Raw genomic sequence first — 13470 nt, forward strand, 5'->3', positions numbered from 1 at the left:
TCAAATATTCAATAGATAATAATGAAAAAAAATATATTTATCGGATTATTAGCAGGAGCATTATTTTTAACTTCCTGTGATAAATTCCTAGATGTAAATCCGGAATCTAAGATTCCTGCAAAGGATATTTTCCAAAATAAACAAAACTTGAATGCTTATGTACTGGACTTATACAGAAGCTGGAGAGATAGCCATAAGGATCGTGTAAACATGTACTTAGGTACGGATGAAAGTAACTTAGGTGGTATTCAGTGGCGTGATGATTATTCGCGTCGTGGTATGGATACTTATACCGATGGACTAAACAGTACCAATGGTAACGTGCAGGGGATTTGGAAAAGTCGCTTTGAGGTAGCACAACGTGCTGCTGCGGCAATCGCTATTTTGAGCCCTGGGCAAGGAACTAATGAGGCGGAGTTTAATATTCGTTTGGGTGAGCTTAGCCTTTTACGTGCCATCAACCACTTTGAATTGGTGCAGATGTTTGGCGCTATTCCATTGGCTGATGATCTTAAAAAAGCAGAATATGGTAGTAGAAGACAGCCTATAGAGGAGGTGTATAAGCATATTGAAAATGACCTTATCCTAGCCAGCAAGTATTTGTTAGAGCCTGGAAATGGTGATAATAAGGATCCACGCCGCGCGACAAAGGCATTGGCGCAGGCGATGTTAGGAAAGTTGTACCTTTATGCGCCTCAAAACTCTGGCATTAGAAGCTATGAGAAAGCTGCGGAACAGTTTAAATTGGTTGTGGATAACCCTTACTTCGGAAGAACGGGTGCAACTGATTTTAAAACAATTTTTGACGCCGATAAAGAAAGTACCGACGATTATAAAAGAGAGATGATCTATGCTTTCCAGTTTAATAATGTTGGTGGCGATATCAACTCCATTCAGTTTGCTATGGGCTCTCGTGTGGTTTCGAATGCTACAAAACCTGAATCGCTAATTCCTTTTGCTGGATTCGATAATATCGTTCCTACAGAGTATGCGTATAAAGATAAAAAAGATGGTGGTATTTGGGAAGATGGTGATGTTCGTAAAAATGAGAGTATTCGCTATGATTTCGCTTGGGAGGGTGTAACACCGCCTCTTTCTGGTTATGTTTGGGGGGATGAGCTGGACCCACATGTTAAGAAATATGAGGATGCCCGTATTTTAAAAGAAAAACAAAGTACGTACTACAGTGGTAAGAATGTGCCATTCATACGCTTTAGTGATATCGTTTTGAACTACGCAGAGTGTTTATACTTTACGGGTAAACAGGCGGAGGCTATCGACTTAATAAATAATGTAGTGCGTAAACGTGCTTTTGGGGGTACACTTCCTGCCGACAAACGTTGGTCTTCAGGTATGGGGCAACAGGAGTTCATGAAGAATTTAATGGATGAACGTATGCGTGAACTGTGCTTCGAAGGTTGGAGAAAATTTGACCTTATCCGTACGGGTTTATTAAAAGATTATGTTTCTACGCGTAACCGTTGGGTGTTGGGTACCTACAAAGGAAAACCTATTGAAGGTGCTGCAAAGGTTAAAATTGATGAGTTTAGATTTATCTGGCCTATTCCTTTGGACGAGTTAAGACAAAATCCTGATTTAACGCTTGCCGACCAAAACCCTGGTTACTAAGTGTAGTATCTTGTTAGATCGTATAAAAAGAGCCGTCCTTTTTCAAGGATGGCTCTTTTTTTGTGTATATGTATTTTGTTTTTAATGCCTACATCTGGATCTCAATTGTCTGGGCTTGTATGCTGAACATGTTGTTTTTACGGTATATTTAACCTATTAATACTTTGGTTATGAGCGCTATCTTACACCGCTTTCGTTTTATGAGCTATATGTTGATACTTGTAGCTAGCCTATCCTACAGTTATGGACAGGAGACTTTATCTTATGGTTCTTTTGGTAACTTAACGCTTTACCACCCTAAGGGTGCGCCTACTGCATTGGCGTTATTTGTATCTGGAGATGGGGGTTGGGAAAATGGGGTGGTCAATATGGCGCGCTTCCTCGCCGAACAAGGGGCTCTGGTTGTGGGTATCGATGCCAAATCGTATGTAAAGGCCTTGAATTCCTCAAAAGCTAGCTGCCTCTATCCGGCAGCAGATTTCGAAAATCTGAGTATGATGCTGCAGCGTAAGTTCCGCTTTCCGGCTTACGATAAACCTATCCTCGTGGGCTATTCGTATGGTGCAACTTTAATCTATGGTATCTTGGCGCAGGCTCCGGCAGGTACTTTTAAAGGTGCTATAGCATTGGGGTTCTGTCCGGATATAGCGCTAAAAAAACCGCTGTGTGCGGGTAGTGGGTTAAAGTCGCATGTCCTCAAGCCGGGAAAGAGTTTCTACCTCGATAAAATGGCGAAGTTGCCTGCTCCTTTTATCGTGTTGAATGGGGTTAAAGACCAGACCTGTGACTACCAGGCTACAGCAACGTTTTTACAGGGTATGGAACATGCTGAATTAATACCTTTACCTAAGGTTGGCCATGGTTTTTCTATTGCCGACAATTGGCTGCCGGAATATAAGGTTGCTTACCAAAAGATTATGGCCTTCGGACAGACGCCAATGTTGCATAGCGCCTTGCATACCTCCTTGCCTGTAGTTATTATGGAGAATAAATCTGCCCCTACAGACCGGCTGGTTTTTATGATCTCGGGGGATGGCGGCTGGACGAGTTTTGACCAGGGCCTCGCTTCCGCTTTAAACGAAAAAAATACGACCGTATTGGGGTTGGATGCGCAAAAGTATTTCTGGAGTGGGCGTACACCGGAGGAAACGTCTAAGGAGATTGCTGTACTCTTAAATTTTTATGTACAGCGCAACCCAAAACTTCATATCGCTTTGGTGGGTTACTCTTTCGGAGCCTGCATCATGCCTTTCGTTGCCAACCGTTTGGTGCCTGAAATAAAGAAAAATGTCAAAAGTTTGGTGTTGATTTCTCCGGATGTTAAGGGCGATTTTGAAATTCATGTTAGCGATATGTTAAGTCTTGCTGGCAGGGAGGAGCCTTATAATGTTTTGCAGGAGATGCAACAGGTTTCGGGTTTACGGAAGTTTTGTATTTTCGGAACAGCGGAGGATAAAGAGCTTATACAGCAGTTTGTAAATGGTGGAATACAGGTGGAAACCATTGCCGGTGGCCATCATTTTAATAATAACTTTAGTGCCTTAACGGAAAAAATCCTGTAGTACTACGGAGGTTTAGGGCTGTGGAGGACTTAAAATTGTGGAATAAAAAAGTTTAGGGGTTTAGGGGTTTAGGGGTTTAAAGGTTGTTCTGCTAGCTACGCTGTTCTTTTTATACGATTATTTACCGGCAGTCCACCGTATAGCATTCCGAAATAACGTAGTGAAATCTTTAGAGGCAAACAAGGCGCCACTATGGCCGAAAAGGAAATATACATTTCTGGCTTTTACATTCGGGTTTGTCCATATTACGGGGTGGTCGCCCATTTTAATAGCTGAGTCCGGCTGATAGCTGTCTTCATCTACATGGGCTAACACGGTAACGGCTGCTCGTGGCGACTTATCAAAGGTATAAAACTCGTCGTTAGGGATCAGGAAATGTGGGTTTACGCCTTTCATAACGGGGTGTTTCTGATCTTCAACATACACGGTGGCTGAAGCGGTCTTGGCGATGTAATTTTTAAACCGTATGCCTCCCATAAACTGCGAAAACCAATCCCACATGGCATAGCCATCGAAGTCGCCCAACAGGGCGGCATGATGGAAACCTACCCAGCCACCACGGTTATTGTCGATATAATCTATAAAAGCCTCCTCTGCTGTTTTGGTCCAGGTATAGGGCGGATAATCTAACTGTATAATACTTTTAAACTGCTTCAGATAGGTCTGGTTTATCTTTTGGGTAGTATTAATTTCTTCTATTGTAAAACCTTCTTCCATGCCCGTCTTTTTTAACCATTCCAAGGCCGTATCGGTAAAATAACCATGCTGCCCACCGCGTTCGGTCAATACCAAAACTTTAAATGGCTCGTTAGCAGATGCTGTAGTGGCCATAATTATGGTGCATAGGAGTAGTAAAAAGCCTAAGATATAGCCTTTATATAAAAATGATTGGTCTGCTTTGGTATATCGTTTTGTATACATCGTTGTTTAGGTTTTGGTTTACGTTTAGGTTTATGTTTAGATTTTAGTTTTAGCGGTTTAGGTTTTCATTGTTATAAAGCCGTTAATTTCTACAATTTCTGTCCGGTTTTTTCAGGCTCTATACCTCCTTAATTTCCTACTCCCCCGCCAACTGCCAACTGCCAACAGCCAATACCAATCACCACACACGATAGCTCCTGCTTTTTATGTATAAGAAGGTCTATAAACTTGCTTATGCCTTGTGGCAGAGTTTCGTGCTGGGGTTTGGCTTAATGTTCAGTTTCGAAATTTTCAGAAATTTTTGACATCAGGGAGCATATGACCCGCTGCTGCTTTGCTTAAAGATAGGAAATTCCAGGTAGTATTGTATACCTAAATCCTTTTTATTTGCATTAGTTGGGAATATTTAAAAGGCATCCTCAACGGAATGTTTTGTTTTTTTGCTGCGTGCTATTGGCTGCAGTGACAGCAGATAAAAACCGTTGTTGGAATAGGTGTCTGCTAACGGTATAACATGGCGTCATTTACCATAGCCTTATCGTTTAATTTTGCTAAGCGCAGTTTGGTTTCTTTTAGTTTACAAAATTTTTCCAGGCGTCTGACTCCGCAACGCGCTTAATAACCTGATTTCTTTTTTCAAGAAATATACGCATATATCGCGTTAAAAAGAGCCATTCAACCACCCTGCCTAAAAAACCGAAGGGTGCATAGAACGTAAAAATATCTCTCATAATTACATCTCCAACCCCTTCCCTTTCTTCAAAAATATGTTGGTGCTGCATAGACTTAAATGCGCCTTGCAACATCTTATCTTCAAAAAAATAAGGTCTTTCCATCTTGGTAATTTCTACCGTCAGGGTCTGGTATACGCCAAGATGTTTGGCACGCCATTTTACAATTTCTCCAGCCTTTATCAAACCCGAGGTTACACCTGCAATAGCCACTTCATGGGTACCCTCCGTAGATTCCATATGCAGATCAATGCTACGTGCTAAATCAAATACCCTTAATAGCGGGGCTTTAATTTTTGTTTCCAGAATAAGTTGTGGCATATACGTATTAACCTAACAGTTGTTGAATGTCAGCCTCTATTTTTGCGGGTTTTACGATGGGAGAAAAACGCTTTACCGGTTTTCCGTTTCTGTCGATTAAAAACTTGGTGAAGTTCCATTTTATGCGGCTTCCAAAAAGGCCAGATAAATTATCTTTTAAAAATTTAAATACCGGATGTGTATCCGCACCGTTTACATTAACTTTTTCGGTAAGCTGAAATGTAACACCGTGGTTCACAAGGCAGGTCATTTCCATTTTATTATTTTCCTCAGGCTCCTGCCCCGCAAATTGGTCACAAGGAAAACCTAAGATTACCAAACCTTGATCTTTATACTGCTGGTGCAGGTGTTCTAAGCCTTCAAACTGTGGTGCTAAACCGCATTTTGTAGCGGTATTTACGATCAAAACAACTTTACCTTCATAAGCCTCCATTGGAAGCGCTTTACCCGAAGGAGCTGTTGCAGAAAGTGCGTAGAACGTATCTATATTTTTGTTGCTCATGCTGCCGCAAATATACAGGTAAAATATAAAATACACTAATTTGCCTCCCTCAGCTGCGCTACAAAAAAAATGAGGGCCTGTGCTGTTCACTGCCCTCTTTCTTTTATTCTTTAAATTTTATATCGCCTAAATCTTTAATGTCATTGCGATCGTAGGTTGTAGCCTGATATACATAGTAGTTTAGCCAATTATTAAACAAAAGATTAGCATGGCTTGTCCAGCGTACAACCGGAGTTTTTGTACTGTCATCTTCTGGGTAATAGTTTTCCGGAACGGCTATTGGTAAGCCTTTTTCTTTATCGCGGCTATACTCCTCATGTAAAGTAAAAGGGGCGTACTCTGAATGTCCGGTAAGATAAAACTCCCGACCACCACGTGAGGTTACAATCGCTACGCCAGCAGTCTCCGACTCCGACAGGATATTGACGCCGTCAAGGTTGGACAAATCGCTACTACGAATAGTCGTATGGCGACTGTGTGGAATAAAAAACTCGTCGTCGAAACCACGGAAGAGTGGATGTTTTTTATTATTTGCTGTATGCTTAAATACACCAAAAAGTTTATCCTCCAACGGGATTTTCTCCACGGCATAAAAATGATACAACGCTGCTTGGGATGCCCAACAGATATATAATGTCGAGGTAACATGTGTACGTGCCCAATCGAATATACTGGAAACTTCAGGCCAATAGGAAACATCCTCAAACTTCATCATCTCTACCGGAGCTCCGGTAATAATCATTCCATCGTAGTAGTCGCCTTTCACTTCACCAAACCCCTTGTAAAAAGCCTCCAAATGTTCAGGGGAGGTGTTCTTTGGTGTATGGGTTTCCAAACGCAAAAAATCTACTTCTACTTGCAACGGGTTGTTCGACAATAAACGCACGAAATCTGTTTCGGTAGAAATTTTTAGGGGCATAAGGTTTAAAATCAATACACGTAACGGACGAATATCTTGGGCACTGGCTACAAGATCGCTCATTACAAATATATTTTCTTCCTTAAGAAGCTCTATGGCTGGTAGGTTATCAGGTATCTTTACTGGCATTTACAAAATCCTCTCTCTTCAATAATTTGGGTAAAATTAAAAGTATATTCCGACAATTAAAAATTAAGCGCTATAATAAAGCTTTTAATCGTGCGATCCATGAAGTAAACGTTGCACAATCTCATAGGCACTTGCCTGTTCTGTTAATGCTATCAACCAGGCGATAAAGCTTAAAGTGAATATATCCTGTGCTGTTTCCTTTTCTAATAGGGTTTCTATGCGGCGCAGGAAATTTTTGTCTTTAACGACATAGGGGCGCTGTATGCTTTCCTCCAGTAAGGCGACAAACGTTAAAACACGGTGCTCATCCGTCTGTCTGAGGTATTGCTTATACCGGCGTCTAAAACTTACACAGCGCGATAAAGCCAAATCGGCATCTTTATTTTGCGCATATACAACGATCGACAATAAATTTTTGCGTATGGTCCACAGCATACCTAAATTTTTCTCATACCAGTTGTCGCTATGCTGTAATTTCCCCAACTCCTTTACGGCTGCGACATCATTATTCTGTGTTAAAAACATAATCCGGCATAGCTGCAGGTCTGCTACATCTTCGGCTTTACTTTTACGGCTTACCGCTGCTAATGTTTTTTCTATCGTTGCTAAAGCGGTTGTTGCCTGCCCCATAAAATGCTGATTGAGGGCGAGTAGCAGGCCATAACGTTCGGTAAAAAGTGCCCCATAATGATGTTTGTGCTCCTTTATCAATTGCTGCAGCTGGCTGAGGTAGGTTAAACTTCGATCAAAATAACGATTTCGCAGACTGAAATTTGCCAGGTAATATAAAACGTATAAATGATAATAGGAATGATAAGGCGATCGTACAGTCCTCCGCTCCATAAAAGTATGTGCATAGTGCACATAGCGTTTCAATGGACTGTAGTTTTGCTGAATTGCAGCGTACGCGTTTGCGATATATAATATTTGGTATAACGATTTAAAACTCATTACTTCCCGTAAAGAAATAGCAAACCTTCGAACAGTAGCTTTTATAAGGGCAGAAAGGTTTAATATCTTGCCTTGTAGCTGAATCGCCTGCAGCTCTTGCCGTAGATAGGCATAGGCTAAATTTACTTTCGCCTCATAGTGCATCTGCTTTTGGTTGGCCAAAAATAGGCGGCTAAGCTGTGTTAAATCTAGGTTGACATCCAGGTGTGCATACTGCAGTTTTAAGAGTAATATTTCATTTCGCAAGCTAAACTGCTCTAGCTCCGCGGCTATACCATCGGCCTTTGCCAGGCACTTAAAAGCAATTTTGTAGAGTCTATTGTCTAACAGCGTCTTCGCGACCAGCGTTAACCGTAGGGCTGCATAGGCCTCTATTCGGTTATCTTGAAAGGTTTTCTTGGCTAAAAAATGCAATAAATTGTCAACTAAGCGCTTTCGCAAGACGTGATAGGCTACGGTATTGAACGTTGGGCCAAATAACTTTTTTATGGTACTGATATCGTTAGTTGCGATGGATTGAAAAAGTTGTATATTCTTTACATCTTTTCTCGTGTTTTTATGAGCTAAAAACGATTTAAAGCTCTCCTTTTCCGCAACAGTCAATAAGGAAACTAACTCTTCTAAAGCCTGCATATACCCTCCTTTTTACGAGATAAAAACATAAATACTTCGTCAGTATTTAGCTAAATAAACTTTTTATTATAATGAATTACAAGAGATATTTGTGGGTACAAATACAATTAATAACCGGTTTTATACATTTATAAGCACACTATGGAAACATTTAACAATAAGCTAGAAGAGGAAGAAATTATTACCAAAAAAGAGGCTAACAAAGAAAACCCTTTTAAACCTACCGCAGCATTTGTGGGCGCATCATGGTCGGCTTTACTAATCGGAACGATAGGCTTCTGCGTGGGGCTATGGAATGCCACAATGCAATTAAATGAAAAAGGATATTACTTTACCATCCTCCTTTTTGGCCTGTTTTCGGTAATATCGGTGCAAAAAAGTGTACGCGATAAAGCTGAAGGTCTTCCAGTAACGGAATTATACTACGCTTTAAGTTGGTTTGCTACAATGGCAACGCTACTATTGCTTACCGTAGGCTTATGGAACACAGATCTTACCTTAAGTGAAAAAGGTTTCTATGCTATGGCTTTTACACTCAGTATGTTTGCTGCCATTGCGGTACAAAAAAATACCAGAGATACAAAACTAGTGTCAAAATCCTGAAATCCCGGAATCCTGAAATCCTTAAAACCCTAAAACTTCTTAACTTCTTACCTTATAAGATCTTAAGATCTTAAGATCTTAAAATCTATATCGCTACACACGCCCCCCCCTAAATCTCTAAAGCCCTAAACCTCTGAAGCAACTTTTAAGCAAATACGCAAGGTCGCTAAAACAAAAAAGGCCTTAACATTAATGTTGAGGCCTTTTTTGTTTAATATTTTATTGGATAATCTTGCATAAACTCGAACTTATAATCTTGCGCTTTTAAGCTATCGATTAATGTCGCTAACAGCTGAGCACCCTTTTTTGTCTGAAACATATCATCGTGCATTAATAACACCACATTGTTTGGCGTAACCGTTGTTTTATTGTTTAAGAAGCTTTTCATACGTCCGAAAACTTCGTTAAACGATTGAACAGGTACGCCGGTAAGGCTATTGATACGCCATTCTACATCCCAACCAAACATTTTATAGCCATTGGCAAACAAGAGATCGGCTGTACTAGAACCACTTTGTAAATCGATTTTTCTCACATCATCATAAATCCAGATATTTCGCCCTGGTAACCGTACGATCTTATGCTCCAGACCTAAATCATTTTCATTCTTTTCAAAATCTGCAAATGCAGTCTTCGGATCGGAATAGAAATGCGTAAATTTATTGTAAGCATGACTGTAACTGTGGTTATAACAAGAAATTAAAGGGTTGTTTTTATAGTGCGCTAAGTCGTTTTTTCTACCCTTACTCATGTTGGCATGTCTGCCCACTAAAAATACGCTGACCTTAATATTTTTTGCTTTCGCTAAAGAATCAATAACGTTACTACCCACTAAAGGACCATCATCGAAGGTTAAAAACACATGCTTAGGCAGTTCGTTAAACGCTCTTTTCAGGGAGTCTTTAAGCTGTTTCTTTTGGGTCTTTACATCAATTTTCGTTACGGTATCTACGGTAAAATGAATTTGATTACGGGCCAAAGAATCCCATTTATCCAATAATAAAGGTTTCTTTACGGCAACATACTCTTCATCTATCGTTGTAGAATCGTTATCACGTTGGTTATTGCCAAAAACTTTTGTTGAAAAATTCTGACAAGAGTAACATGTCACAACCAGAGCAGTCGCTAACAACGCAAATGTCCCTCTTTTTATCTTAAACATCTCTATCCCTATTAATAATTACCACAAATATATTTCAAAATTAGAATAAATAACGTATTCTAAGTTATAAATTACGCAATATTTTAAACTGACTCAATAATACCTGTAGATTATAGAAGAATTATCCCCTATACTTTTATCCAGGTATTTTATTTTCGTAATTCGTACGACAAATATAAAGTTTATACCCTATACCATAAGACGAGAGTAGCCTAAAATGGCTATTAATGGGGATAAATTTTTTCTTGTTAGCTTGTGCCTGAAATTGTAAGGGGCCATAGCCCGCAATGCTCGGGTAATTCTGCTCTATTCGTTATTTCTAAACCTCTAGCTTAGAAGGATAGATTTGCCTGTAAACCAAAATGATACAAATATTGATTAATCTTATTATCTATTCCGTGCGTTCCACCGCTTTCCAAAATTTTGCTGGGCTGAAATTCAAAATATGGTCCTGCAGATATAGCCATACCGTTTCGAAAGCTTATGCTGACACCGGGGTTTACAAGCATCATAAATCCAGACTTGATCTTTTTGGTATAGTCTCCAAAACCGTAGACATACAAATCCTGGCTGTTTAAAGAAAAGGAATAACCTGCAGACAGCCCGACAAACGGACTTACCTTTTTATCGATAAAACGCAGGTTCATGTTCAGGTAGACAGGCAATGCAAAATAACTCGTGTAATCAAAAGTGTTGTCCCACGAAAAATTGGATGAAGTTTGATCGTCAAAATTTATCAAATGACGAATACCAAAACCTGGCCCTATAGAGAGGTATGGGTTGAGATTAAAACTAGCAACATAATCGAACTTCAACCCCAAATAACCTACCGTATTGTCTGATGAATAGCCACCGATATCATTATCCCGCTCCTGGCCAACGACATACGACGACCCGAAACTGATTTTATGACTAAACTTCTTTTGTGCTGTAGCAGGTAATACAATAAATAGGGTTAAAATAAAGTACAGATATTTCATAATTAATAATTAGTTGTCATCGAAGGTATAAAAATTTCAGCAATTATCGAATTCAGCAATCTAAAGGTTATTTCCTATATTTGTGCAAATTTTAAAATTTCAGCAAAGATTCATGGCTTTACAATGTGGTATCGTAGGCCTACCAAACGTAGGTAAATCGACATTATTTAACTGTTTGTCAAATGCCAAAGCACAGGCAGCAAACTTTCCTTTTTGTACTATTGAACCCAACGTTGGTGTTATCACTGTACCCGACGAACGTCTTAATAAATTAGCAGAATTAGTAAATCCGCAGCGTTTAGTGCCAAACACAATCGAGATTGTGGATATTGCAGGTTTGGTAAAAGGGGCATCCAAAGGTGAGGGTTTAGGAAACCAATTCTTAGGGAATATACGTACAACAAATGCTATTATCCACGTACTTCGTTGTTTCGACGATGGTAATGTTATTCACGTTGATGGCTCCGTAGACCCTATTCGCGATAAAGAGATTATCGATACAGAACTGCAACTTAAAGATTTGGATACCGTTATTAAACGCATCCAAAAGGTCGAAAAGATGGCTAAAACGGGTGGCGATAAAGATGCTAAAAAAACTTTCGAAATTCTATCGGTTGTAAAAGAGCATTTAGAAGCCGGTAAATCCGCGCGTACGGCTCCTATTGCTACAGAAGATTTTGAATTTATTGAAGACCTTGCCTTGCTAACGGTAAAACCAGTACTTTATGTATGTAACGTAGACGAAGGGTCGGTAAATACAGGCAATGCGTATGTAGAAAAAGTAAAAGAAGCCGTAAAAGATGAAAATGCGGAGGTCTTAATTATCTCTGCACAGATTGAATCTGAAATCGCACAGTTAGAAAGCTACGAAGAACGTCAAATGTTTTTAGACGATTTGGGCTTAGCAGAGTCTGGTGTACATAAATTAATACGTGCAGCTTATTCTTTATTAAACCTAGCGACATATTTCACTGCAGGTGTTCAGGAGGTTCGTGCCTGGACTATAGAAAAAGGATTCACCGCTCCACAGGCTGCTGGCGTCATTCATACCGACTTCGAAAAGGGGTTTATCCGTGCGGAGGTTATTAAATATAACGACTTCATAACGCTGGGTTCGGAAAATGCAGTTAAAGAAGCCGGAAAATTATCCGTTGAGGGTAAGGCTTATATTGTTGAAGATGGTGATATTATGCACTTCCGATTTAACGTATAAACTATCAGCCTAATTGGTTCTGAAAAAATATTATAAGATTTTAAGTTCTTAAAATTGGTATAGATAACAGTAGTAAGCAGATTCTTACTACTGTTTTTTGTTTGAAGTCTTTTGTTCCATATCCATTGTGGATGATATTTGCAGATAGCGGAAGCTTTTCTAAAAAGCTTTGGTCTGGTAGTATCCTATATTCGCTGACATTCGCTCTGCCATGAACTGGTTTACCTGTACCCCAGCCTTGCTTAGTGTAGAATAGCATAACGCAAATTTTTGTTTTCTTCCTTAGGGGATTTGTGCGTTCACTTTATATGCATATAGTCTTTATGTATACAAATTTTACGGCACTGCTTAGTTTTAGTATTTGTATCGTAATGGGCACAGCTGCTGCGCCGTCTGGCAATCTGTTGTGCCTGCAATAAAACCTATGGGGCAGAGGATTACTTACGATGGTAAGGTTTAAACAATAGCGCTGGGTTTTCCCTGATTTCCGTATTGGCGTATTAAAAACTACCCTTATATATGAACCAGCGCTGAGGTAAAGATTTATGAAAAGAATAATGAACCGAGGCTTTTGCAATCCTAAACTTTTCGTAAATTGGAAACATGAAAATTCTTGCATTTGCAGCTAGCAATAGCTCTACTTCGATCAATAAAAAATTTGTTAATAGCGTAAGTAAATACTATAAAGAAATTGAGGATACCGTGCTTATCTTAGATATCCATGACTTCGAGATGCCTTTGTATAGATTAGATCGCGAGTTGGAATCTGGTATTCCACAACTTGCTTATGACTTTGCTGAAAAGATAGATTGGGCCGACTTTATTCTTATTTCTTTTGCAGAGCATAATGGCAATTATTGTGCTGCTTATAAAAATCTTATCGATTGGACTTCGCGCATTAAAGGCCGTAAGCTATTTAATGGGAAGCCTGTTTTTATTTTGTCGACAAGTCAGGGTAGTCGGGGCGGACAAAATGTTCTGGATATCGCTACAGCGCGCTTACCTAGAGATGGTGCCGAGCTGTTGGATACCTTTGCTCTGCCTGAATTCGGCAACAACTTTGAAGAAGGAAAAGGCGTCACGAATATGTTGCTTAGAAGCCAGTTGGAAGCGAAAGTGCGTAAGACGAAACGTACCATGAAAGAGAAACTTAGCGCCTACGGAGAAAACCTTAATTTGTAATGTTTGTTCTATAATATATTCATTTAATAAAA

The 13470-nt window shown here is 39.7% G+C and carries 12 protein-coding genes; 5 read left to right on the top strand and 7 right to left on the bottom strand.

Annotated elements, in window-relative coordinates:
* Positions 1-21: 21 nt before the first annotated feature.
* Positions 22-1629, top strand: coding sequence for a RagB/SusD family nutrient uptake outer membrane protein (locus tag ACL9RF_RS12235; protein ID WP_422800921.1), 1608 nt, complete (start codon positions 22-24; stop codon positions 1627-1629).
* A 170-nt stretch (positions 1630-1799) separates the two neighbouring features.
* Positions 1800-3191: an AcvB/VirJ family lysyl-phosphatidylglycerol hydrolase gene (locus tag ACL9RF_RS12240; protein ID WP_422800922.1), complete on the top strand. Its 1392-nt coding sequence runs from the start codon at positions 1800-1802 to the stop codon at positions 3189-3191.
* Between the two features lie 117 nt (positions 3192-3308).
* Here the strand turns inward: ACL9RF_RS12240 and ACL9RF_RS12245 are convergent, their stop codons facing one another.
* The 5 genes from ACL9RF_RS12245 to ACL9RF_RS12265 all read right to left on the bottom strand — a co-directional run bounded on the left by ACL9RF_RS12245 (position 3309) and on the right by ACL9RF_RS12265 (position 8298).
* The gene (locus ACL9RF_RS12245) at positions 3309-4112 is read right to left on the bottom strand and encodes a ThuA domain-containing protein (RefSeq protein WP_422800923.1); all 804 of its coding nucleotides are present in this window, start codon (positions 4110-4112) and stop codon (positions 3309-3311) included.
* 572 nt (positions 4113-4684) lie between these two features.
* Positions 4685-5164 (bottom strand): SRPBCC family protein, encoded by a 480-nt coding sequence (locus ACL9RF_RS12250; RefSeq protein ID WP_422800924.1) that lies wholly within the window; start codon positions 5162-5164, stop codon positions 4685-4687.
* Positions 5165-5171: 7 nt separating this feature from the next.
* Entirely contained in the window at positions 5172-5666 is a 495-nt protein-coding gene (locus tag ACL9RF_RS12255) for a glutathione peroxidase (RefSeq protein ID WP_422800925.1), read from the bottom strand.
* Positions 5667-5769: 103 nt separating this feature from the next.
* Positions 5770-6714: a homoserine O-acetyltransferase MetA gene (gene metA / locus ACL9RF_RS12260; protein WP_422800926.1), complete on the bottom strand. Its 945-nt coding sequence runs from the start codon at positions 6712-6714 to the stop codon at positions 5770-5772.
* An 84-nt stretch (positions 6715-6798) separates the two neighbouring features.
* Positions 6799-8298: a hypothetical protein gene (locus tag ACL9RF_RS12265; RefSeq protein ID WP_422800927.1), complete on the bottom strand. Its 1500-nt coding sequence runs from the start codon at positions 8296-8298 to the stop codon at positions 6799-6801.
* Positions 8299-8439: 141 nt separating this feature from the next.
* Here ACL9RF_RS12265 and yiaA point away from each other — a divergent pair, with 141 nt between their 5' ends.
* Positions 8440-8901: an inner membrane protein YiaA gene (gene yiaA / locus ACL9RF_RS12270; RefSeq protein WP_422800928.1), complete on the top strand. Its 462-nt coding sequence runs from the start codon at positions 8440-8442 to the stop codon at positions 8899-8901.
* A 211-nt stretch (positions 8902-9112) separates the two neighbouring features.
* On the opposite strand, the gene ACL9RF_RS12275 is transcribed toward yiaA, so the two are convergent.
* Both ACL9RF_RS12275 and ACL9RF_RS12280 read right to left on the bottom strand, forming a co-directional pair.
* Positions 9113-10063, bottom strand: coding sequence for a polysaccharide deacetylase family protein (locus ACL9RF_RS12275; protein WP_422800929.1), 951 nt, complete (start codon positions 10061-10063; stop codon positions 9113-9115).
* 332 nt (positions 10064-10395) lie between these two features.
* The gene (locus ACL9RF_RS12280) at positions 10396-11043 is read right to left on the bottom strand and encodes a hypothetical protein (protein WP_422800930.1); all 648 of its coding nucleotides are present in this window, start codon (positions 11041-11043) and stop codon (positions 10396-10398) included.
* Between the two features lie 112 nt (positions 11044-11155).
* On the opposite strand from ACL9RF_RS12280, the gene ychF reads away from it, so the two are divergent.
* Entirely contained in the window at positions 11156-12256 is a 1101-nt protein-coding gene (gene ychF / locus ACL9RF_RS12285; RefSeq protein ID WP_422800931.1) for a redox-regulated ATPase YchF, read from the top strand.
* A 603-nt stretch (positions 12257-12859) separates the two neighbouring features.
* The gene (locus ACL9RF_RS12290) at positions 12860-13438 is read left to right on the top strand and encodes an NADPH-dependent FMN reductase (protein ID WP_422800932.1); all 579 of its coding nucleotides are present in this window, start codon (positions 12860-12862) and stop codon (positions 13436-13438) included.
* The last annotated feature ends 32 nt before the right edge of the window (positions 13439-13470 follow it).

Source organism: Sphingobacterium sp. Mn56C, assembly GCF_049319645.1.
Taxonomy (GTDB): Bacteria; Bacteroidota; Bacteroidia; order Sphingobacteriales; family Sphingobacteriaceae; genus Sphingobacterium.

What these genes read in the sequence shown, in the direction of transcription:
- ACL9RF_RS12235 (WP_422800921.1), top strand. Translation starts at nt 22, where the DNA reads ATGAAAAAAAATATATTTATCGGATTATTAGCAGGAGCATTATTTTTA.
- ACL9RF_RS12240 (WP_422800922.1), top strand. Translation starts at nt 1,800, where the DNA reads ATGAGCGCTATCTTACACCGCTTTCGTTTTATGAGCTATATGTTGATA.
- ACL9RF_RS12245 (WP_422800923.1), bottom strand. Translation starts at nt 4,112, where the DNA reads ATGTATACAAAACGATATACCAAAGCAGACCAATCATTTTTATATAAA.
- ACL9RF_RS12250 (WP_422800924.1), bottom strand. Translation starts at nt 5,164, where the DNA reads ATGCCACAACTTATTCTGGAAACAAAAATTAAAGCCCCGCTATTAAGG.
- ACL9RF_RS12255 (WP_422800925.1), bottom strand. Translation starts at nt 5,666, where the DNA reads ATGAGCAACAAAAATATAGATACGTTCTACGCACTTTCTGCAACAGCT.
- metA (WP_422800926.1), bottom strand. Translation starts at nt 6,714, where the DNA reads ATGCCAGTAAAGATACCTGATAACCTACCAGCCATAGAGCTTCTTAAG.
- ACL9RF_RS12265 (WP_422800927.1), bottom strand. Translation starts at nt 8,298, where the DNA reads ATGCAGGCTTTAGAAGAGTTAGTTTCCTTATTGACTGTTGCGGAAAAG.
- yiaA (WP_422800928.1), top strand. Translation starts at nt 8,440, where the DNA reads ATGGAAACATTTAACAATAAGCTAGAAGAGGAAGAAATTATTACCAAA.
- ACL9RF_RS12275 (WP_422800929.1), bottom strand. Translation starts at nt 10,063, where the DNA reads ATGTTTAAGATAAAAAGAGGGACATTTGCGTTGTTAGCGACTGCTCTG.
- ACL9RF_RS12280 (WP_422800930.1), bottom strand. Translation starts at nt 11,043, where the DNA reads ATGAAATATCTGTACTTTATTTTAACCCTATTTATTGTATTACCTGCT.
- ychF (WP_422800931.1), top strand. Translation starts at nt 11,156, where the DNA reads ATGGCTTTACAATGTGGTATCGTAGGCCTACCAAACGTAGGTAAATCG.
- ACL9RF_RS12290 (WP_422800932.1), top strand. Translation starts at nt 12,860, where the DNA reads ATGAAAATTCTTGCATTTGCAGCTAGCAATAGCTCTACTTCGATCAAT.